The organism is Leptospira ellinghausenii (assembly GCF_003114815.1).
GTDB classification, from domain to species: domain Bacteria; phylum Spirochaetota; class Leptospiria; order Leptospirales; family Leptospiraceae; genus Leptospira_A; species Leptospira_A ellinghausenii.
This window is the reverse complement of record NZ_BFAZ01000008.1, coordinates 124,997-146,171: the sequence shown is the minus strand read 5'-3', so window position 1 is coordinate 146,171 and position 21,175 is coordinate 124,997. Positions and strand designations below refer to the sequence as shown.

18 protein-coding genes are annotated in these 21,175 nt (G+C 38.3%); 12 read left to right on the top strand and 6 right to left on the bottom strand.

Annotated elements, in window-relative coordinates; translation table 11 throughout:
• Positions 1-29 precede the first annotated feature (29 nt).
• Together DI076_RS07865 and DI076_RS07860 are read right to left on the bottom strand one after the other, a co-directional pair.
• Entirely contained in the window at positions 30-494 is a 465-nt protein-coding gene (locus DI076_RS07865) for a chemotaxis protein CheX (RefSeq protein ID WP_108959388.1), read from the bottom strand.
• Entirely contained in the window at positions 494-1,735 is a 1,242-nt protein-coding gene (locus DI076_RS07860; RefSeq protein WP_108959387.1) for a hypothetical protein, read from the bottom strand. The genes DI076_RS07865 and DI076_RS07860 overlap by 1 nt, the downstream gene beginning before the upstream one ends.
• Positions 1,736-1,820: 85 nt before the next feature.
• Between DI076_RS07860 and DI076_RS07855 the strand changes: the two genes are divergently transcribed.
• Positions 1,821-2,468, top strand: coding sequence for an LIC_11490 family protein (locus DI076_RS07855; RefSeq protein WP_108959386.1), 648 nt, complete (start codon positions 1,821-1,823; stop codon positions 2,466-2,468).
• Between the two features lie 93 nt (positions 2,469-2,561).
• Here DI076_RS07855 and DI076_RS07850 read toward each other — a convergent pair whose 3' ends face one another.
• From DI076_RS07850 to DI076_RS07835, 4 genes are all read right to left on the bottom strand, one after another.
• Entirely contained in the window at positions 2,562-3,311 is a 750-nt protein-coding gene (locus DI076_RS07850) for a DUF389 domain-containing protein (RefSeq protein ID WP_245918347.1), read from the bottom strand.
• Positions 3,312-3,490: 179 nt separating this feature from the next.
• Positions 3,491-4,936 carry a gamma-aminobutyraldehyde dehydrogenase gene (locus DI076_RS07845; protein ID WP_108959385.1) on the bottom strand — a complete coding sequence of 482 codons (1,446 nt, stop codon included), beginning with the start codon at positions 4,934-4,936 and terminating at the stop codon, positions 3,491-3,493.
• A 7-nt stretch (positions 4,937-4,943) separates the two neighbouring features.
• Entirely contained in the window at positions 4,944-6,233 is a 1,290-nt protein-coding gene (gabT, locus tag DI076_RS07840; protein WP_108959384.1) for a 4-aminobutyrate--2-oxoglutarate transaminase, read from the bottom strand.
• Positions 6,230-7,687, bottom strand: a complete 1,458-nt coding sequence (locus DI076_RS07835; RefSeq protein WP_108959383.1) for an NAD-dependent succinate-semialdehyde dehydrogenase — start codon at positions 7,685-7,687, stop codon at positions 6,230-6,232. The genes gabT and DI076_RS07835 overlap by 4 nt, the downstream gene beginning before the upstream one ends.
• 138 nt (positions 7,688-7,825) lie before the next feature.
• Here DI076_RS07835 and DI076_RS07830 point away from each other — a divergent pair, with 138 nt between their 5' ends.
• The 11 genes from DI076_RS07830 to DI076_RS07780 all read left to right on the top strand — a co-directional run bounded on the left by DI076_RS07830 (position 7,826) and on the right by DI076_RS07780 (position 21,174).
• A complete protein-coding gene (locus DI076_RS07830) occupies positions 7,826-8,995 on the top strand; it encodes an ABC transporter substrate-binding protein (RefSeq protein WP_108959382.1) in 1,170 nt (389 codons plus the stop codon).
• 35 nt (positions 8,996-9,030) lie between these two features.
• The gene (locus tag DI076_RS07825; protein WP_108959381.1) at positions 9,031-10,056 is read left to right on the top strand and encodes an ABC transporter ATP-binding protein; all 1,026 of its coding nucleotides are present in this window, start codon (positions 9,031-9,033) and stop codon (positions 10,054-10,056) included.
• A gap of 10 nt (positions 10,057-10,066) precedes the next feature.
• A complete protein-coding gene (locus DI076_RS07820) occupies positions 10,067-10,984 on the top strand; it encodes an ABC transporter permease (protein WP_108959380.1) in 918 nt (305 codons plus the stop codon).
• Positions 10,974-11,777, top strand: a complete 804-nt coding sequence (locus DI076_RS07815; RefSeq protein ID WP_108959379.1) for an ABC transporter permease — start codon at positions 10,974-10,976, stop codon at positions 11,775-11,777. The genes DI076_RS07820 and DI076_RS07815 overlap by 11 nt, the downstream gene beginning before the upstream one ends.
• A 131-nt stretch (positions 11,778-11,908) precedes the next feature.
• On the top strand, positions 11,909-12,340 hold the full coding sequence (locus DI076_RS07810; protein ID WP_100717656.1) for a universal stress protein: 432 nt from the start codon (positions 11,909-11,911) through the stop codon (positions 12,338-12,340).
• Between the two features lie 102 nt (positions 12,341-12,442).
• Positions 12,443-13,702, top strand: coding sequence for an AfsA-related hotdog domain-containing protein (locus DI076_RS07805; RefSeq protein ID WP_108959378.1), 1,260 nt, complete (start codon positions 12,443-12,445; stop codon positions 13,700-13,702).
• A complete protein-coding gene (locus DI076_RS07800; RefSeq protein ID WP_108959377.1) occupies positions 13,699-14,463 on the top strand; it encodes an SDR family NAD(P)-dependent oxidoreductase in 765 nt (254 codons plus the stop codon). The genes DI076_RS07805 and DI076_RS07800 overlap by 4 nt, the downstream gene beginning before the upstream one ends.
• 9 nt (positions 14,464-14,472) lie before the next feature.
• Complete coding sequence (locus DI076_RS07795) at positions 14,473-20,187, top strand: protein kinase domain-containing protein (protein ID WP_108959376.1); 5,715 nt, start codon at positions 14,473-14,475, stop codon at positions 20,185-20,187.
• Between the two features lie 8 nt (positions 20,188-20,195).
• Positions 20,196-20,579, top strand: coding sequence for a holo-ACP synthase (gene acpS / locus DI076_RS07790; RefSeq protein ID WP_108959375.1), 384 nt, complete (start codon positions 20,196-20,198; stop codon positions 20,577-20,579).
• Positions 20,579-20,800 carry a tetratricopeptide repeat protein gene (locus tag DI076_RS07785; RefSeq protein WP_174705039.1) on the top strand — a complete coding sequence of 74 codons (222 nt, stop codon included), beginning with the start codon at positions 20,579-20,581 and terminating at the stop codon, positions 20,798-20,800. Before acpS ends, DI076_RS07785 begins: the two co-directional genes overlap by 1 nt.
• 5 nt (positions 20,801-20,805) lie before the next feature.
• A complete protein-coding gene (locus tag DI076_RS07780) occupies positions 20,806-21,174 on the top strand; it encodes a bactofilin family protein (protein ID WP_100717662.1) in 369 nt (122 codons plus the stop codon).
• The last annotated feature ends 1 nt before the right edge of the window (position 21,175 follow it).

The following is a 21,175-nucleotide window of genomic DNA, read 5'->3' as shown; positions in this document are numbered from 1 at the left end:
TACGAAAAAAGCTTAAAAACAATTTGCCATCATGCGATGGCAACGTTCACTTCGATCCTTCCAAACTTGGAGTATAAGTTGATGGAAAGAGTTGGTTTTTTATTGAATCGGACAGAAGTACTTTGTGATTCTTGGATATTTGGTGTTGTGATTTCCACAGATTGACCAGCTGAAGTAAAGATATTCATAGCATTCCCTGTTGTCATGTTGGCAATCTCACCGAGGATGTCTTTGTATTCATTTTTAACATCTTCGTCCGACAAACCTGGCACAAGTTTGCGAGAAATTTTATAAGCCGCATCATAATTCATACTATAAACGACTTCACCACTGAAGGATCCAACAACTCCAATGACTATGGCTATCTCATGGCTAGGTGCAGGGGAATCTTTGATCCCAATTTTTCCTCGGATTAAGTCCTGTTGTAAAACATCGCGGAATACGATGGTCGCAGCTTCCAGGAATGGGTTGATGAAGTCGGCTTTGATTTGCATTATTCTAAAGAGAGAAGGCCTTTTTTCTCTACGTTGTATTCTGCTGCTAAGGACTGGTTTATTTCAAGAAAAAAGCTTAGAAGTTGTCTTTGTTTCAAAAAATCTGCTGCTTGGTCTTTGGCTGGTGACGCTGTGGGTTGTCCGTAGGTTAAGGCACTAAATTCCACATACACTTGTTTGTCATTGTCTGAAAAAGGTCCAACGACTGTCTTTTTGCTAAATGGGTCGTTTGCTAGAGATTCCCAAAATTTACTTGAGTTTGCCAATCGGTAACTATTCCCACGGTTCGATGTGACTAGTTTTAAATCAGACAAAGAAGCTCCCGATACGATTTCGATTGGCTGTCCTGATTCACTTGCAATCGCATCCAATGCATTTGGTTCAGAAATTTTTTGACTGATACGGGTTTTCCAGACTTCGGCTTCTTTCCGTTTGCGGTCAAATTTGAGTTTGGAAAGGAGGAGGGGTTTTCTCACATCGAAGCTAACAAAATTCCCAGAAGGGTCTTTGGAAAGAGTTCCTTCTTTTTTTTCCTTCTCATATTCTTTTTGTAATTCAGCGTCAGTGATGTTGATTTTGGCCTCAACTGCATTGAGCAAATTGACTTCAGAAATAGCCACCAAACGGAACGAAATTTTGGCACGTTTGGCTTCACTTTCAATCTCGGTTTCGTTTTCAGAAGGTGTGAGAGGTTGGTCTAAGAAGTTAGGAAACAAAGCAAAACCGGTTGCCGAATCAATGCGGTAATTCATGGGTGCGGAGCGGTAAATTTGTTGGTAAATTTCAGTAAGGGAGCGAGAATCCTCTTCCCCGTAACCAGCTTGGCTCACCGATTCCTTATGGATTTCTCGGGCTTGTTTGGACATTTCCCGTTTGATGCTAATTTCTGAAACTTGGAACCCAACAGCAGATGCAATATCATTGGCTATGTAAATTTCACGCACAGTGGAGTAAGCACAGGAATTGAGAAGTTCCGGATTTTGGGCAGTTTCCCTTCCGTATTGTTGGTAACGGTAATAACAATCACGTTTTGCCGCATTGAAGTAATCCACAGGGATACTGCGTCCAGCAATTGAGCCAGCTTTTGTGGAATTTTGACCTGTTATGGCTCCGATGAGGCTTTGTTCTGCATCACCTGGTAAAAAAGTGATGATAAGAGTTCCTACCAATACGAATAAAAAGAGAGCAATGATGGTACGATAAATTTTTTCTTTGAGAGTAGAGGGTTCATCTTCGAACATAAAGGAAAGGTTTCCGTTTCTAAAACCCTTGTAAAGAAAAAATGTAATCAAGGGATTTGTACTTTGGCAAGATAATATAGGTAGTATGTTGTTTGCCGCATTCGCAATGATTCTCGTGGGAGTTCTGTGCTTTATTTACGTAGCCCTGTCTCCTGGGAAACCGAAACAAACAACCTACCAACCTCGAAAACCCCTAAACCAAGGGCAATTTCGGATGCCTGAGAGGCCACAGGTTCCCCCTCAACTTGACGAACGTATCCGAAGAGAACGTACGATTTCGGAAGACAGACATCTTTCTGATTCACAAAAGGAAGAACAAACTCCATCAGTGGTACAAAAATCAGAGGTTCTTCGGCCAAACGATTTAGGAAACTTAGAATCAGAGCCTATTCCACCAAAAGAGAGTCTTTTTGCGATTGAAGGTACATTGTATTTGGATCATTCAGGTAAACTGACGTTTGGTGAGGATTCAATTGATTTGGATGTTATGGAAGATGGACTTCGAAATTTCAAACGAGTGGGAAGTGGGAATTTAAGGGAAGAAAACGGAAAGTTTTTGTTCCACTCAGGCAACGTAACTTATACGTACACACCTGAAGAACTTGACCAAGTGGTCCTACACAACCAAGGGATTGTTTTCATTTTAAAAGAACCAAAAACTCCAAGGCCTGTCTTTTTTACAAAAGAAATTGATACCTTTAAAGAGTTTCTAAAACAAGCTGCTCTCAACTAACGGAATCAGTTCTCGGAACTTCCTCTAACGTTTATTATATTCTAATTTGTTTGCTAGAATCTGTTCCATTGTCTGCATCGATGATTTTTATCATTATTTTGCAAGCCTTGTGATGAGTTCGATTTCTTTTTCCCCACAACGTAATTGGATATAGGCTTTTAGTTTTTCCATTTCTTCTTTTGCAATTTTCTCTGTATTTACATTGCCGATGTCCATTTGGTTTTGGTAAATTTCGGAGAGGATTTCGAATTTTAATTTATCCATTCCTGTTGTAGAAAGATCTTGTAGTAACACAAGTTCTGTGCCTTCCAGCGAATAGTATTTTAACTTGTTTTTGAGTTCTTCTTCTTGAGTTTGATCAATTTTGGAACCAAGTAATGTGATTTCAATTTTTGATTGATTGCCGTATACAATGTTCTTTTCTAAAACCCTTCTTCCGTTTGTGATGATTTCCTTTCGGATGAACTCTTCTGCTTTGCCTTTAAAAAACGAGGAACGAACAATTTGATAGGCAGTGAAGACCGATGGTATGATCACAATAAATGAAAAAATGGCTAAATACAGTTTTATTTTGGTTTCTTTTTCTTTGTACAAACCCCAATCCACTTTTGGGAACTCCATATAACGAACGAATATGAAGGTTGCGATTGTTATGAAGATAGAATTGATGAGAAATAAATAAATAGCTCCAAAAAAATATTGCCAATTACCTTGGGAAAGTCCAAAACCTGCGGTACAAAGTGGAGGCATGAGGGCCGTCGCAATGGCAACTCCTGCAATGGCAGTTCCTTTTTCTTTTCTTGTATTGGCAATGATTCCGGTCGCACCTCCAAAAAGAGCAATCAGGGCATCATAAATGGTAGGAGTTGTGCGTGCTAAGAGTTCCGACTGTGTCTGGTTTGTCTAGGTCATCAAGGAGGTGGAAACGAGGAGTTAACCATTGGAAAAAAGAAATAATTTGGTTTTCTTTGGATGCCATAATCTATTAGACATCCAAAGAATTATCTTTCGTAAATGAGTTTTTAGACTCCTCCTACCATCACATGTTTTGTGATGAGGTAATCACCAACCGATTCAATCGAAAGATCTTTACCAAATCCTGATTGTTTGAAACCACCATGTGGTGTTTCAGATGCAAGAGGTAAGTGGTCATTCACCCATACTGTTCCAAACTCTAATTGTTTTGCAACTCGCATAGCGCGCGCTACATCTTTTGTCCAAATCGAAGAAGCAAGGCCATAATTGACATCATTGGCAAGTTTTACTGCTTCTTCTTCTTTGTCATAGGATTGGATGGTAAGGACTGGTCCAAAAATTTCATTTTGTACGATATCAAAGTTTTGTTTAACATCTGTTATTACCGTTGGCTCAAAAAAGTATCCTTTCTCCAAACCTTTGGGAATCCCACCACCTGTTAGGATTTTCGCACCTTGTTTTTTCGCCCTATCCATAAATCCCATCACACGTTCTCTATGGATAAGAGAGATGAGTGGTCCCATTTCTGTTTTATCGTTGAATGGATCTCCTACTTTCACTGATTTCATTGCATCTACGACTGCATCGGTGATCTTTTTTTGGAGTGTTTTGGGAACGATGATTCTTGTTGCTGCCGTACAGTCTTGGCCAGAATTACATGTGGCACCGAAGGCCGCTTTCTGTGCAAAAAGATTCACATCCACATCATCAAACACAACCAGTGGTGCTTTACCACCAAGTTCTAAATGCACTCGTTTTAAAGAATCTGAAGCCGACTTCATGATATTTTTTCCTGTGCCAGTCGATCCAGTAAGAGATACCATACGAACAAGAGGGTGGTCCACGATGGCTTGGCCAGTGGCATTACCACCAGTGACAACATTAAAGACACCATCAGGAATCCCAGCTTTTTTAGTTAACTCGGCTAACATGAGTGTGGTGATTGGAGTTCCAGGTGCCGGTTTTAAGATAATTGTACAACCTGCAGCAAGAGCTGGTCCAAACTTCCAAACGGCCATAAGAAGTGGGTAATTCCAAGGAGCAATTTGACCGACAACACCTACTGGTTCTCTACGTAAGATGGAAGTGTAACCAGGTTGGTATTCATTCGCACGGCTACCATGAACATCTCGTGCTGCAGTTGCAAAAAAACGAATGTTATCAATGGCAAAAGGAATGTCTCCCGCCAAACTTAAGTTTTTGTATGGTTTTCCTGCATTGAGGGATTCCCATTTTGCAAACTCTTTTGTTTTTTCTTCCAAAAGGTCAGCCAATTTCCAAATGGCTTTGGAACGTTCACTTGGTGTGAGTCCAGACCATCTACCATCATAAAAGGCTTTATGAGCAGCTTTTGCTGCTTTGTCTACATCGGCTGCACTTGCATCTAATACTGTTGCAATTTTTTTTCCAGTGGCTGGGTATTCGATGTCCATCGGTTTTCCACCAGTAGAATTTGCCCATTTCCCATCGATCCAAAGTTTATACTGTTTCATACCTAGGTTAGATTTCCTTTAACGATTTTGCTATGATATTTAGACCTTCTTTCACGACTGATTCTTCCGCTGTGATAGGAACTAAAATTCGGATTACATTTCCATACACACCACAAGAAAGTAAAACAAGACCATGTTCTAAGGCTTTTGTTGTTAATTTTTTTGCCATATCAGCAGAAGGTTTATTGGCATCACCGTTTTCAACGAGTTCAAAGGCAACCATCCCACCAAACCCGCGTATTTCGCCAATGTTTGTGTTGGATTTTTTGATCTCGTTTAGTTCCTTCACTAACATGGTTCCTAATTGTGTTGATTTTTCTAAAATTCCTTCTTCTTCGATGAGATCCATAACGGCAATCCCTGCAGCACAAGCGACTGGGTTTCCCGCATAGGTTCCTCCAAGTCCGCCTGGTTCTACAGAATCCATAATGGATGTTTTTCCGATCACAGCAGAAAGTGGCATTCCCGCAGCAAGGGATTTTGCAGTTGTGATGAGGTCTGGTTTGACACCCGAATGTTCGATGGCAAAAAGTTTTCCTGTTCTTGCAAAACCGGACTGCACTTCATCGGCGATGAGTAAAATTCCATGTTCATCACAAATGGCCCTTAATTTTTTTAAAAAACTAGGAGACGCAATGTAAAATCCACCTTCACCTTGCACCGGTTCGATGGCAATAGCTGCCACACGAGTTGGGTCAATGTCTGCTTTGAATAAATTGTTTAGGGCTTTGATGGAATCGTCTTCTGTGACACCATGGTATTCCATGGGAAATGGAATGTGGTACACATCACTCGAGAAAGGTCCGAATCCTTTTTTGTAAGGTATCACCTTTCCTGTTAAGGCAAGAGCCATCATTGTTCTACCATGAAATCCACCGAGAAAACTAATGATCCCGGGTCTTCCTGTGGCGGCTCTTGCAATTTTCACTGCATTTTCTAATGCCTCAGCACCAGATGAAAACAAAATCGTTTTAGCTTCACCATCAATCGGAGCTTTTGCATTTAGTTTTTCACAAAGATCGATATAGGGTTCGTAGGGCATAATTTGAAATGCAGTGTGGAGCACCTGGTCCACTTGTTTGTGGATGGCAGCCACCACTTTTGGATGGCAATGCCCTGTGTTTTGAACACCAATCCCACCACCAAAATCAATGAAGCGTTTTCCTTCAATATCCCAAATTTCTGCATTTTTTGCTTTTTCAGCAAACACAGGGTAGGCGGTAGTCACTCCACGTGGAACGTTTTTTAATCTTCTTTCCCATAGAGTTTTGTTTGTTTGTTTTTGATTGCCCGTCATTTGATTCCTCCGAGGCAGAGATATTTGGTTACTGTATAATCATCGAGACCGTATTTGGAGCCCTCTCGTCCCATCCCTGAAAATTTGACTCCCCCAAATGGGACTTGTTCTGAAGAAATGATCCCTTCGTTAATGCCTACCATTCCATATTCTAGCTGTTCGGCGACTCTAAAAATACGAGCCATGTCTTTGGTGTAAAAATAGGATGCGAGGCCAAAGTCGGTATCATTTGCGAGTTTAATGGCTTCTTCCTCTGTTTGGAAGGTTTGGATACAAGAAACTGGTCCAAAGGTTTCTTCCTTTGTCACCATCATAGAAGAGTTCACAGGATACAAAACGGTCGGCTCAAAGAAGTTTCCGCCTAATTGGTGTGTGTTCCCTCCAATTAAAACTTTTGCTCCTTTGTTGACTGCGTCTTGGATATGATTTTTTACTTTTTCCACAGCGGCTTCATTGATGAGGGGGCCTTGGCTTGCATTGGGTTCCATTCCGTTGGCTACAACCAACTCTTTTGTTTGTTCAGCAAGTTTTTTGGAAAAGGTTTCTGCAACAGATGAATGTACTAAAAAACGATTCACACAAACACAAGTTTGTCCTGTGTTTCTATATTTGGATAACATAGCACCTTTTACAGCTTCGTCTAAGTCTGCATCTTCAAATACGATGAATGGAGCATTCCCACCTAACTCAAGTGAGAGTTTTTTTAATGTGGCGGCCGATTTTTCCATCAAATAAATCCCTGTTTTTGTGGATCCAGTAAAACTAAGTTTGCGAACCTCTTTACTTTCTAAAATCGTTTTGCCAATGAGGATTGGATCCCCAACTAACACATTCCAAACTCCTTTTGGGAGTCCTGCTCGTTCTGCAAGTACTGCCATTGCAAGAGCTGAATAGGGAGTGAGTTCAGATGGTTTTGAGACAACCGTGCAACCTGCGGCTAGAGCTGGAGCGACTTTCCTTGCAAGCATTGCCGCTGGAAAATTCCAAGGAGTGATGGTTCCCACAACTCCGATGGGTTCTTTGAGTACAAGAATCCTTGTATCTTTTCTATGTGATGGGATCACATCTCCATAAGAACGTTTTGCTTCTTCACCGAACCATTCAATATAGGAAGCCGCATATGCTATTTCTCCCCTAGCTTCCGTTAAAGGTTTTCCTTGTTCTTGTGTCATGATGAGAGCTAAGTCTTCTTGGTGGTCCATCATGAGTTGGAACCATTTGCGGAGGATTCCTGCGCGTTCTTTGGCAGGTCTCGATTTCCAATCTGCAAACGCATCTTTTGCTGAACGGATTGCAAGGAGCGTGTCCTTTTCTGTTGCATGCGGGATATTCCCGATGGTTTCCCCTGTGGCAGGGTTATGTACTAATATTTCTTTTTTATTTTCAGCAGGGCACCACACCCCACCAATGAAATTTTCCTGGCGAAAAAGGTCTTTGTCTTTGATGTATTTCATAGCCAACCTACGCTTTCACAGAAACCGTGCCTCATAAAAATTCCTACCTTTTTTTTGAAAACTTCAGAATTGGTTGCTTAATTTTGAATTTTTGGTATCTAATGCCTGACATAAGTAAAACCAGGAGCACATAGGTTTATGAAATTCGATTCATACAAACGAGTGGTTTTTTTTACAGCAGTTCTTTCGATCGCTTTTGCGGTAACCTGCGGTAAAAAAGAAACAAAGGTTTCAGAAATTGGACAAGGCGAGGGAGAAGTTTCCATCGTTGCTTGGCCAGGTTACATTGAACGTGGTGAAACAGACAAAGGATATGACTGGGTCACTGAATTTGAAAAAAATACAGGCTGTAAAGTAAATGTAAAAACTGCCGCTACATCTGATGAGATGGTAGCACTTATGAATGAGGGAGGATTTGACTTAGTAACTGCTTCAGGTGACGCATCACTTCGATTAGTTGCAGGTGGAAAAGTCCAAGAGATTAACATTGATTTGATCCCAAGTTGGAAAAACGTAGACTCTCGTTTACAAAATGCTCCTTGGCATACTGTTGATGGTAAACATTTTGGAGTTCCTTACCAATGGGGACCAAACGTACTTATGTACAACACAAAAGTTTTTAAAAAAGCTCCAACAAGTTGGAACGTTGTATTTGAAGAACAAGTTTTACCAGACGGAAAATCTAATAAAGGTAGAGTGCAAGCTTTTGATGGTCCAATCTACATCGCTGATGCTGCCCTTTACTTAAAAGTAGCAAAACCAGAACTTGGAATCCAAGACCCTTACGAATTGGATGAAAAACAATATACGGCTGTCATTGAGTTATTAAAAAAACAAAGACAACTCGTTCCAAAATATTGGCATGATGCAATGGTCCAAGTTGACGATTTCAAAAAAGAAGGTTTAGTTGCTTCTTCAACATGGCCATTCCAAGTAAATTTACTAGTGAGTGAAAAACAACCTGTATCATCCATCGTTCCTGTGGAAGGAGCTACTGGTTGGGCAGATAGTACAATGTTACACAAAGATTCTAAACACGTAAACTGTGCTTATAAATGGATGGAACATTCTCTTTCTCCAAAAGTGCAAGGTGATTTAGCATCTTGGTTTGGATCTGTTCCTTCTGTTCCTGCTGCTTGTAAAGGAAATGCTTTACTCGGAGATACAGGTTGTGCAGTGAATGGATTCAACAACTTTGAAAAAATCTCTTTCTGGAGAACTCCAAAAGAAGATTGTTCCGGTGGAAGAAAATGTGTGCCTTATAAAAAATGGGCAGAAGATTATATTTCCATTATTGGAAGTAAATAAAATCCTAACATCATAAGAGTTCTAAAGGAGATAGAATGGACCAAGTTTACGATGTTGAGTTTCAAAATGTAACGAGGAAATTCGACCAATTCATAGCGGTAGATGATGTCTCCTTTGGGATTAAAAAAGGTGAGTTTTTTTCGATGTTAGGCCCTTCTGGGTCTGGTAAAACTACCTGCCTCCGAATGGTGGCGGGTTTTCAAGATACTAGTTCAGGAAGGGTTCTTTTGGAAGGAGTTGATGTCACGGGCATCCCTCCTTACAAAAGAAATGTCAATACTGTCTTCCAAGATTATGCCTTGTTTCCACATATGTCTGTTGCTGAAAATGTGGGGTATGGATTAAAAATTAAAAAACTTCCAAGTGCCGAAATTTCTAAACGAGTTTCTGAAATGCTAGCGATGGTTCGCCTTCCCGATGTGGGAAATCGAAAACCATCAGAATTATCAGGAGGGCAAAGACAACGGATTGCACTCGCAAGGGCACTCATCAATCGTCCAGGTGTACTGTTGTTAGATGAACCATTGGGGGCTCTAGATTTAAAACTGCGAGAAGAAATGCAGTTGGAGCTTAAAGCCATTCAAAAAGAAGTAGGGATCACATTTATTTTTGTGACCCACGACCAAGAAGAAGCACTTTCAATGTCCGATCGAATTGCTGTCTTTAATAAAGGTAAGGTGGAACAAATTGCAACTCCAGAAGAGTTGTACAACCGCCCGAAAACAGAGTTTGTTGCCAACTTTGTTGGAACTTCCAATATTTTATCTGTTGAGGAAACAAAACGACTCACAGGCCATGAAGGTAAGATAATGATTCGCCCGGAACGAGTCCATGTTTTTGCAAATGCAAAAGAGGACAACCATTCGTCTGGATATAGAACATTCAAAGCAATTTTAAAAAGCCAAGTATACTCAGGTGCAACATCCAAAATGCATTTTGAAACTCCTAATGGATCTCGGATCATTGCCTCCACTCAAAACTTAAAAATATCTGCAGACCATATAGCAGTTGGTTCAGAAGTTTTAGTAGGTTGGAAAGATTCCGACATGCATTTGTTATAAGGGAATCATTATGACGAATGTTATGGATAGATTCATCACGTTTTTATTTTACAGAAAAAGTCTGGCACTTTTTTTGTTATTATCACCTCTGCTTGTTTGGCTTGGTGTTGTTTATTTAGGTTCTTTGTTTACTCTTCTCATCCAAAGTTTTTTCTCTGTTGATTCCTTTTCGGGTGTCATCAAACGAGAATTCACATTTGAATCCTATTATGATTTATTCCGTCAGAGTACCAATTGGGATATTATCATCCGTACAACTACAATGGCATTCACTGTCACTGTAGTGAGTGCGATCATTGCGTTCCCAATTGCTTATTATATGGCAATGAATGCTGGACCCAAACTAAAACCAATTTTGTATTTGGGTGTTATGTTGCCTTTATGGTCCAGTTACCTTGTAAAAGTGTATTCATGGAAACTCATCATGGCCAAAGAAGGTATCCTTACCTGGTGTTTGGACCAACTAGGATTACTACACTTATTAGATGTTGTACTGTCCATCCCAGTGATCGGAGGCACTTCCTTATCATTTTCTTATATCGGTATGTTTTTGGTATTCGTATACATCTGGTTGCCGTACATGATTTTACCCATCCAAGCATCTTTAGAAAGAATTCCAAAAACACTTTTAGAAGCTTCCTCTGATTTAGGAGGAGGACCGGCACAAACCTTTCGCAAAGTCATTTTACCTTTGGCCTTCCCTGGTGTCGTAGCTGGTTCTATTTTTACATTTTCATTAACACTCGGTGATTATATCATTCCTACAATTATCGGGAATTCGAGTTATTTTATCGGGATGGCTGTTTACACCCACCAAGGAACTGCTGGGAACATTCCACTTGCTGCTGCATTTTCTGTGGTTCCCATTGTAATTATGATGGTGTATTTAACAATTGCTAAACGATTAGGAGCATTTGATGCGCTCTAAATGGAACTTAGGATCTATTGGATTAAAAACGGCAACACTCTTCGGTTTTTTCTTCATCCATATACCCATACTCATCATCATCATGTATGCATTTTCGACAGATGAAAAAACGTTTCAATTTCCTCTACCAGGATTCACAACGAAGTGGTTTGGTGTAGCATGGGAACGAAATGATATCTGGGAAGCGATAATACTCTCTTCCCAAGTTGCATTCATTTCCACATTCATTGCGATCCTACTAGGAACATTGGCAAGCCTTGCTGTATACCGAAGCCAATTTTTTGGAAAAGAAATCATTTCCTTTCTTGTGATTTTACCCATTGCTCTCCCAGGCATTGTCACAGGAATTTCCCTTCGATCTGCTATGTCTCTATTTGGCATTCCGTTTAGCACTTGGACCATTGTCATTGCACATGCTACCTTTTGTATCGTAACCGTTTACAATAACGTTCTTGCTAGATTACGAAGGAGTTCTCATTCTATGGTGGAAGCATCAATGGATTTAGGTGCAAACCCATGGCAAACATTTCGTTTTGTGATACTACCAAATATTGCAACTGCATTACTTGCAGGAGGAATGTTATCCTTTGCTTTGTCATTTGATGAAGTGATTGTAACAACATTTACAGCTGGTCAACAATCAACCGTACCCATCTGGATGCTAACTGAGTTTATTCGTCCAAGACAAAGGCCAGTGACCAATGTGGTAGCTGTATTTGTGATTTTAGTCACGACTATTCCCATCCTTGTCGCTTATTATCTCACAAAAGAAGATGATGGTCGAAAAAAATAATTTCACACCTTTTTCGGTGGATGGTCTATGCGATATGATTTTCAGGTTCTAAAGGAAACATACATACCAATATGATAATTATCAAAGGAAATTCACTTTCTTATCCTCAAAGATCGTGCTAGGATTATGGTATGGAAAAATTAATACAAAAACTGATCATCCCCATTGATGGTTCACCAAGTTCAGCAAAGGCCTTAGAATTTGGATTGGCATTAGCCAAGGCAAGTAATGCAATTTGTTATGTTGTAGAAGTCATAGAGGATTTTGGACCACTCCCTGGTTATTACGATGCTGCACCTCCTGGAAAGGATCGAGTCAAATGGATCTCGGAACAACGATTTGAAAAAATCCATCCAATCTTAGATGAGACAACTGTGAAATGGAACCGCGTGGTTTTAGAAGGATACCCTGCTGAAGAAATTTGTAAATTAGCGGAAAAAGAAAAAGTAGATTTGATTGTGATTGGAAGCCGTGGCCATGGAATTTTAGGCAGATTCATCATGGGAAGTGTCTCCGATAGAGTTGTACATTATGCACCATGTTCTGTAACTGTCGTTAGGTGAATTTACCATAATTTTGACAAATCAATGTTAAATTACTTGCCTTGAAAGGTATCCCATTGGAATCTACGGACTAATCCTAAAGTAGATTCCTGGTTGATACAAATGAAGGTTTCCGAAAAAGAAGAACTCCCCACTGTTTTACCTCTCGATAAACGTTACACACGCACATATTTCCAAGAAGATAGTTTTGTTTCCAATATAAGAAGAGCTCTGCCTCGGTTGATTTTGGCAGACCTTATGGAAAATGATGTCTTACCAAAACTGAACGAAGAGGAAAAGGAATTTCTTTTATTCTATTACATTAAGAGAACTGATGCATCGGGGAGTTATTATCAATTAAAAACTATTCCTTCTCGGATACGCAAAGAATCAGCAGATCGTATTTTAAATGAAGCGAATATAGATGATTCAGGTAGAGAATTCTTAAGCCAATTTTATCATTTTGATACAGAAATCGAACAATATGTACTAAATGACCAGGTGACAGAAGCTGATGAGATTAAAATTTTACAACTTGTCAAACGCAGAGATTATTATGTAGGCAATGTAGAAAAATCGATGATCTCTGCAATCTTTGAAAGATTCCCTGAGATTCCAAAGAGGGACACTTTTTTTGCAAATTTGTACGTCCCACCAACTCATAAATACTATTCACCTCCCAATCTAAAACACATTTCAGGAATGCAAATTGTAGAAGCGGCGAGGCAATTGGGAATTGCATGTAATCATATGTTTGGGAAAGTCCCTTTTGAAGATGTCACCTTTTTATTGTTATATTTAAATTCTGAGTTTTTGCAATATGCAAAAATGAATATGCCGATTAAACTTAGAGTCAAAGCAAAAGAAGTTAAATACAGTAAATCTGGGTATTGGAACTACTCAAAACTCGCCATTACGGCCTACCAAGAGAACCAAGAAATTACAAAAATTGAAATGGCTGCGAGTATTTTGCCTCTAAAGGTTTACAAACGCTTAAAAAGCACGCAGGAAGAAGTGTATGAAATTGATCCAAGGTTTCGGATTTTGGATCGTTTTAAGAACAACATTTCCATTCGAGAAAATGGAAGGAATATTGTTTCAACAATCGAAAATATATCAAATTCTGGATTTATGGTGCGCTGCTCAGGAATCCATCCGGGAACATTGTCCACCGAGCAACAACTAGAATTTTTTATGCATTTTGATATTGTTGGTTTCGTACACGGAACTTGTATTTTATTATGGGTAAAAGAAGACGATAATAATGAAGATATGTTTTTTGCTGGATTTCGTTTTGAAGAAATATCTGATCTAGACAAGGCAAATGTAAAGGAAGCAATCAATCGGTATGGAAGATTGATAGAAGATAGGGAAATCCAATGAAAAAGAAAAAAGTAGCATTAGTTACTGGTGGAACTTCCGGATTAGGTAGAGCGATTGTTTTAGAATTTGCAAACGCTGGTTATGTGGTTGGTTTTTGTGGACGCAGGAAACAAGAAGGGGAAGATACTCTTGCTTTACTTGAAATACAAGGCGGGGAAGGTATATTTTTCAAATGTGATGTCACACAATCGGAAGCAGTTCGTAATTTTGTAGAAACCATCGTAGAAAAATATAGCCAAATAGATGTAGCAGTCAATAACGCAGGGATTTCCGGAGTCCTTAAAACGACAGCTGATTATCCATTAGATATTTTTGATTCCGTTATGGATGTAAATCTAAAAGGTACGTTTTTATCAATGCAATTTGAATTAAAGCAGTTTATCAAACAAGGAAATGGTGGTGCGATCATCAATGTTTCTTCAGCATTAGGTTTACGTGGAAAAGAAAAAGCCGGCCCTTACTCAATGTCAAAACATGGAATCATAGGACTGACTAAATCTGCAGCTTTAGAATATGGGGCACAAGGGATTCGAGTCATTGCGCTTTGTCCAGGTGGAATTCAAACTGAAATGGACGATGTATTTTATGCAAATGTACCGAATCCAGAAGAAGTTAAAAAAGAAAGAATGAAATCTTATGCCTTAGGTCGGATGGCAACTCCTGAAGAAGTAGCCAAAACTTGTGTATGGTTGTCTGGTGAAGGAGCTGCCTTCATTACTGGTGCTGTTATCCCAGTGGATGGCGGGAAAACTGCTAGATAAGGATTTTATTTGTTTACGATAGGAAAATACAAAGTAACAAAAGAACTCCATTTGGGGAAAAGGAGTTCTGTCTATATTGGAGAAGATGAAAAAAAATCTCCAGTGGTTGTGAAACTATTAAACAGAGACTATCCTGATAATCACGAAATTACAAAGTTTAAAAATGAATTTGAAATTCTTAAATCGATTGATTCAAACTACACATTAAAACCATTAAGTTTTGAATCATACCAAAACACAGTTGCGATTGTTTTTCCTCATATCGAATATACCGATCTCGCTAAACTTCAATTAAGTGGAAAATATAGTAATCTCCAGACTTTTTTAAATATCTCAATTGAGATTTGTAGAGCACTTTCGGACATCCATAAAGCGAAAGTAGTCCATAACGATATCAAAGCACAGAATATCATTTATCATCCTGAAACTGGTGAATTGAAGATAATTGATTTTGGTTCCGCAACTATGTTAACTCATAGAAGTTTTTATCTTCCGATGAACCAAAATTTAACAGGAACACTAGCACATATTTCTCCTGAACAAACTGGGAGAATGAACCGGACTGTTGACTATCGCACTGACTTTTATTCGCTAGGGGTTACCTTATACCAACTCATCACAGGAGAACTACCATTTTTATACACTGATAGTTTGGAGATGGTCCACGCACATTTAGCTAGGATCCCTTTACCTCCCAAGGAAAGGAGTAATGCTCCGAAAATCTTATCAGATTTAATCATGAAACTTTTGGAAAAAAATCCAGAAGATAGATACCAAACTGCAACTGGATTATTATCAGATTTGATCACCATTCAATCTGTCTTATTAGAAAATGGAAAAGAAGATTTAGATTCCTTTCAAATGGAGTTGGCAAAAAATGATAAATCTTCTCGTTTCCAAATTCCAAAAAAGTTATACGGTAGAGAGTCACAACTTAAAACTTTTGAAGAAAAATTTCTAAATGCAACGGAAGGTAAAATAGAAACCTTCTTAATTTCAGGACGTTCTGGTATAGGGAAGTCAGCTTTAATTAATGAAATCCAAAAACCAGTTACAATTGAAAGAGCCTACTTTACAACGGGTAAATTTGATTTATATAAAAAATCGATCCCTTATCGCGCAATCAATCTTGCATTGCAAGGATTAGTAAAGCAGTTGTTATCTGAGAATGAAACTTCTGTCAAAGAATGGAAAAAAATCTTAACCCAAACCTTAGGTGCAAATGCAAAACTGATCATCGATGTAGTGCCTGAACTTGCCCAATTATTGGGAGAAGTAGAAACTCCTCCAGAATTGGATACGGTAGAAACAGAAAATCGATTTCATCTGGTTTTTAGAAAATTTTTGCGAACAGTGTGTACGAAAGAACACCCTGTCGTTATGTTTTTAGATGATTTACAGTGGGCAGATTCTTCAAGTATACTTTTATTAAAAGAAGCAATCACCGATCCTGAAATCTCCTATTTTTTTATCATCTTATCATACCGAGATAATGAAGTAAGTCCTACTGATCCATTTTTTCGGATGTTGGAAGAACTTCGGGAAACTAAAACTTCCATCACTGAAATTCGATTAGAACCACTAACAGAATCTGATATTTCGATTCTTGTATCCGATACATTGTCTTTACCTGAATCAGAAATCAAAGGGATTTCGGAAATCATTTGGAAAAAAACCAAGGGGAATCCTTTTCACGTAAATGAGATGTTTAAGAATCTTTATGAAAGATCTTTTATCCAATTTTCCGAAAATCGATGGGTTTGGGATAAGGAAAAAATCAATACAGTTAATATTTCCGAAAATGTAATTGATTTGATCATCGATAAGATTTACCTACAACCCCCGGAATTAATCGAAGCATTAAAATTAACTGCATGTATAGGAAACTGGTTTCGCCACGATATTTATGCGACGATTGCTGAGAGACCTTTTCACGTGGCATCTATGGATTTGGTTGCGTTGGCAAACGAAGAATTCCTGATTTTAGGATTGGATGATGCTAATTTTACTCATGATAAAATCAGAGAAGCGATCTATAAAATCATTTCTCCTGAAGAAAAATCGAAGTTACATTACAAAATTGGAAAAACGTATTTATCAATTCTTTATAAATACAAATTAGATGATCATTTATTCACGATTGTAAACCAACTCAATTTAGGTGCCTCACAAATTACAAAAGACCAAGAATTGGTTCAATTACGTACCTTAAATGAGAGAGCAGGTTTTAAGGCTCTCAATTCATCTGCATATGATGCAGCATTCAGCTTTTTTGAACGTATGGTTGGATTGATGGTAGAAGAAGAGTGGAATTTTCAATATGAAAGCACACTCAAACTTCATTTAGCTTACGCAAGATCGGCTTACCTGTCTAAAAATTTTGAAAAAGCTGAAAAAAGTTTCAATCATATTCTAAAACATGCAAAAACAGATTTAGATAAAATTTTAGTTTATGAGTTACAGACTTCAATGCTTGTCACTCAAAATAAAATGAAAGAAGTTTTGGTTACCTTAAAGCAAGCGCTTAGGTTACTGGGCGTTAGGTTACCTAAAAACGCATCTGCTCTGTCACCATTAAAAGAAATCGTAAAATTCAAATTTCGATTGGGAAGAAAACCGATTGAAGAATTGGAATTTTTGCCAATTGCAACAGACCCTAAGTATTTGGCTATTATGCGCTTACTCAATGCTTGTATCGCACCATCTTTTTTAGCAGATCCAAACCTATTTCCAGTGATTGTTCTCAAAATGGTCAATTATACTTTGTTATATGGCCTTTGTGAGCTGAGTGCATTTGGTTTTTCTGCAATGGGTATGATCCAAGGATCTGGCCTTGGTGATTATGATTCCGGAGATAAGTTTGGTAAGTTAGGAATCAAATTAATTGATGTACTGGATGCCAAATCATTTAAATGTAGAACTTTATTTATGTATGCTTGTATGATTCTACCTTGGAAAAATCATGCAAAGGAAGGTAAAAATATTTTTTGGGATAGTTTCCTTGCGGGTATGGAAACTGGTGATCTACAGTATGCATCCTATTCTTTAAATAACATCCATTTCCAAGGATTATTATACCGAGAAAACTTGGATGATTTATACAAAAGCCAACTTCGTTATGATGCCTCACTCCTAAGTTTGAGGCAACACCATGCTTACCAAGTTCATCGTTTGAATATGCAAATGGTTGAAAATATGCGAGGTGAAACTTCCGATCCATTGAGTTTGGAAGGTCGCTATTTCTTAGAATCAGAAAATGTCAAAGAATGGGAAACATATGGGAACACAAATGCATTATTTGATTATTATTTATGTAAACTTAGGTTGGAATACTTTCTAGGAGATATAGAAAAGGCTTATCAATTTTCACTCAAATTAGATGGATTAGAGGGTGGAGTGTTCGCTATGATGTTTGTTCCTGAACATGTTTTTTTAGGAGCACTCGTTGTTTACGAAATATTATCAAATCCTAAATACTCGGAATCAAACAATCGAAACATTTTATTGAAACGCTTAAAAACATTTTCAAAACGATTGAAGGTTTGGGCAAAAAATTCTCCGGATAACTTTGGTCATAAATATGAAATTATTTCTGCAATTGAGTTATACTTATCAAACAAAATATCGGAAGCTGTGGTAACTTGTAAAGCAGCAATTACTTCAGCTAGAGAATCTGGATATATCTTAGAAGAAGCAATCGGAAATGAGATATTGGTCAGAATGTGGAGAGAAACTGGTTTTGATCAATATAGTAATCTACACCTTGTGGAAGCGCATTATCGTTATGGCAAATACGGTTTTATTTCCAAGGTCAAACAGTTAGAAGCAGATCATATTTCTTTAAAGAAATACATAGGAAGGAATTTTAGAACAGATTCTACAGATAACGTTTCCTTATTTAGTACAACAAAAGATATTTTTGGAGATGTAGGATCAAGTTTAGATATCAATACTGTCATCAAAGCATCTCAAACGATTTCAGGTGAAATACAACTTAATCGTTTATTAGAAAAGATGATGAAGATTATCCTTGAAAATGCTGGTGCAGAACGTGGCTATTTTATTCTGAATTTTGATACAAAATGGCAAGTGATTGCGGAATCCAACTTAGAAACAGAATCTGTTTCTGTTTATTCGGATTCTCCTTTTGAATTAGATTTTTCTCAAGCGATTACAACAATTCGCCAAAATAAGATTCCATCACAAATTATTGGTTATGTGGCCCGAACGGGAGTTGTTGTCATTTGTGGTGATGCAGCAAGAGAAGGTGAGTTTAAAAACGACCCATATGTGAAATCGTATTTACCAAAATCATTATTATGTTATCCAATTTTGAGCCATGGCATTGTAGTAGGAATTGTATATCTAGAAAATAATTTAACGACAGACGCATTTACACCAGGTAGAGTCGAAATTCTAAAAATTCTTTCATCTCAAATTGCTGTTTCGATAGAGAACTCTTTACTTTACACAAACTTGGAGCAGAAAGTTGATGAAAGGACAAAAGAGTTGAATTCAGCTTTAACGGAAGTTAAAGGACTAAAAGAACAACAGGATGGTGATTATTTTCTCGCTTCCTTGTTGATTGAACCATTAACACAAAATCATGCTGAATCATCAAATATGAATATCCAGTTCTTAACCGAACAAAAGAAAAAGTTTAGTTATAAACAATGGAATTCTGAAATTGGTGGAGATTTATGTGTGTCTTCCTCCATTCAATTGCAAAACAAAAAATACATTGTGGTATTGAACGGAGATGCTATGGGCAAGTCTATGCAAGGAGCAAGTGGGGCCCTTGTCATTGGATCGGTATTTGAAGCAATCATCAAACGAAATGGACAATCTGAAGAATCAAAGGATATGACTCCTGAAAAGTGGGTAAGTAGTGCCTACTTTGAATTACACAACACGTTAGTAACGTTTGATGGTTCCATGTTGATCTCGATGTTTCTTTGTTTGATAGATGATGAAACAGGATTTTTCTATTTTTTGAATGCGGAACATCCTCGACCTGTGATCTATCGAAATCATAAAACATTTTTCCTACCTCATAACTATGTTTGTGCGAAACTTGGTTTACTTGCTTCAAAGAAAAATCTTCAAATTAATACTTTTCAAATGGAAAAGGGAGACATCCTGCTCATTGGCTCAGACGGAAGAGATGATATTCTGGTTGGATCTGAACAAGAAATGGAAGTGAATGAAGATGATGAATTGTTTTTAAAAACTGCCAAAGAAGGGATGGGAGATTTAAATTTAATTCGAGATGCGATTAAAAAACAAGGAGAGTTAATCGACGACCTATCTTTGATACGTGTTGAGTATACTGGCGTCGGTTCAGAAATTAACATACCAAAATCCCATCCAAAACACATTGTTTATTTGCGAGCTCTGACTTTGTACAAACAAAAACTTTGGGTCGACGTTGAAAAAATGATATCATCACATTATCCAAATATCCACGAAGCACCTCTCTCCTTTCAGAAAATTTATCTATACACTGAGCATAGGATGTCTATTTTCCCATTACAGTTTGCAGTTACTTACATACAAAAAAATCCATCTGATAGTTTGACATTGTTTTATATCGCAGAGGCCTTGTTTGCCAATGGAGATTTTGGAGCTGCCTTTGATTATTCGGAGCGTGTGAAGTTGAGACGGCCTTACCACAAGGAAAACAATCGATTATTTGCTCGACTCATGGAACTTCGGCGTAAATAAATCTACTTATGTTATCAGTCGGGAACGACATTGTCGAAAACGAACGAATTCGAGAATTATTACAAAAACATGGGGATCGGTTTTTGAAACGAATATTCACCGATGAAGAGGTCGAATACTGTCACAAACACAAAGACCCCGTGCCTTTTCTTGCTGGAAGGTTTGCTTGTAAAGAAGCGGTCATCAAAGCCTTGAACTTAGAACCAGGTGAGGTTGCCGATATGCGCGAGATTGAGCTGGCGGGAACCAATTTTGGGAAAAAAACGCTAGTCATCCATGGGAAAACTGAGAAGTTTTTCCGTGAGAAAGGATTTACGGGTAGTTCGGTGTCCATTAGCCATGCTGACCACTATTCAACCGCCGTTGTCGTATTCTATAAGGAGCTCAAATGATCGTTAGTGATAAAATGAAGTCAGTGCTTGTGCATTACAACCAAGGACTTACTTTGTACAAATCTCGTAAATTTGCAGAAGCAAAAGAAGAATTCAAAAAAGCATTAGCGATCCATCCTGGAGACGGTCCTTCCAAACTTTATATTGAACGTTGTGATGATTACATCGCAGATCCTCCTCCTGATGATTGGGATGGAGTGTATAACATGAAAACGAAATAGGAACTATGTCAAAAAAAGAAATGCAACCTACCATCACAGAACACGGAGTCATTGCCACCATCTTAGGAAAGGAAACTGCTTTTAGCGGAACCTTAGCTTTCAAAAAACCACTTCAAATCTCTGGTGATTTCACAGGTGAAATCATTTCAGATGGTTACTTGGTGATCAGCGAAGGTGCTCGTGTTAAGGCAAATATCAAAGCGGGAACCGTTGTCGTTGGTGGTACCATCATTGGAAATGTGACTGCAACTCAAAGATTAGAGATGTTATCAACAGGAAAAGTCCAAGGCAACATTCGCACTGCTAAATTACAAATTGCAGATGGAGTTATTTTCGATGGAAACTGCGAAATGTTAAGTAACGACGAGACTTAGT

Bases quoted from the DNA above. Each gene is read 5' to 3' on its own strand.
- DI076_RS07835 (WP_108959383.1), bottom strand. From the start codon at position 7,687: ATGAAATACATCAAAGACAAAGACCTTTTTCGCCAGGAAAATTTCATT.
- DI076_RS07865 (WP_108959388.1), bottom strand. From the start codon at position 494: ATGCAAATCAAAGCCGACTTCATCAACCCATTCCTGGAAGCTGCGACC.
- DI076_RS07815 (WP_108959379.1), top strand. From the start codon at position 10,974: ATGCGCTCTAAATGGAACTTAGGATCTATTGGATTAAAAACGGCAACA.
- DI076_RS07845 (WP_108959385.1), bottom strand. From the start codon at position 4,936: ATGAAACAGTATAAACTTTGGATCGATGGGAAATGGGCAAATTCTACT.
- DI076_RS07855 (WP_108959386.1), top strand. From the start codon at position 1,821: ATGTTGTTTGCCGCATTCGCAATGATTCTCGTGGGAGTTCTGTGCTTT.
- DI076_RS07780 (WP_100717662.1), top strand. From the start codon at position 20,806: ATGTCAAAAAAAGAAATGCAACCTACCATCACAGAACACGGAGTCATT.
- DI076_RS07830 (WP_108959382.1), top strand. From the start codon at position 7,826: ATGAAATTCGATTCATACAAACGAGTGGTTTTTTTTACAGCAGTTCTT.
- acpS (WP_108959375.1), top strand. From the start codon at position 20,196: ATGTTATCAGTCGGGAACGACATTGTCGAAAACGAACGAATTCGAGAA.
- gabT (WP_108959384.1), bottom strand. From the start codon at position 6,233: ATGACGGGCAATCAAAAACAAACAAACAAAACTCTATGGGAAAGAAGA.
- DI076_RS07860 (WP_108959387.1), bottom strand. From the start codon at position 1,735: ATGTTCGAAGATGAACCCTCTACTCTCAAAGAAAAAATTTATCGTACC.
- DI076_RS07820 (WP_108959380.1), top strand. From the start codon at position 10,067: ATGACGAATGTTATGGATAGATTCATCACGTTTTTATTTTACAGAAAA.
- DI076_RS07825 (WP_108959381.1), top strand. From the start codon at position 9,031: ATGGACCAAGTTTACGATGTTGAGTTTCAAAATGTAACGAGGAAATTC.
- DI076_RS07800 (WP_108959377.1), top strand. From the start codon at position 13,699: ATGAAAAAGAAAAAAGTAGCATTAGTTACTGGTGGAACTTCCGGATTA.
- DI076_RS07810 (WP_100717656.1), top strand. From the start codon at position 11,909: ATGGAAAAATTAATACAAAAACTGATCATCCCCATTGATGGTTCACCA.
- DI076_RS07805 (WP_108959378.1), top strand. From the start codon at position 12,443: ATGAAGGTTTCCGAAAAAGAAGAACTCCCCACTGTTTTACCTCTCGAT.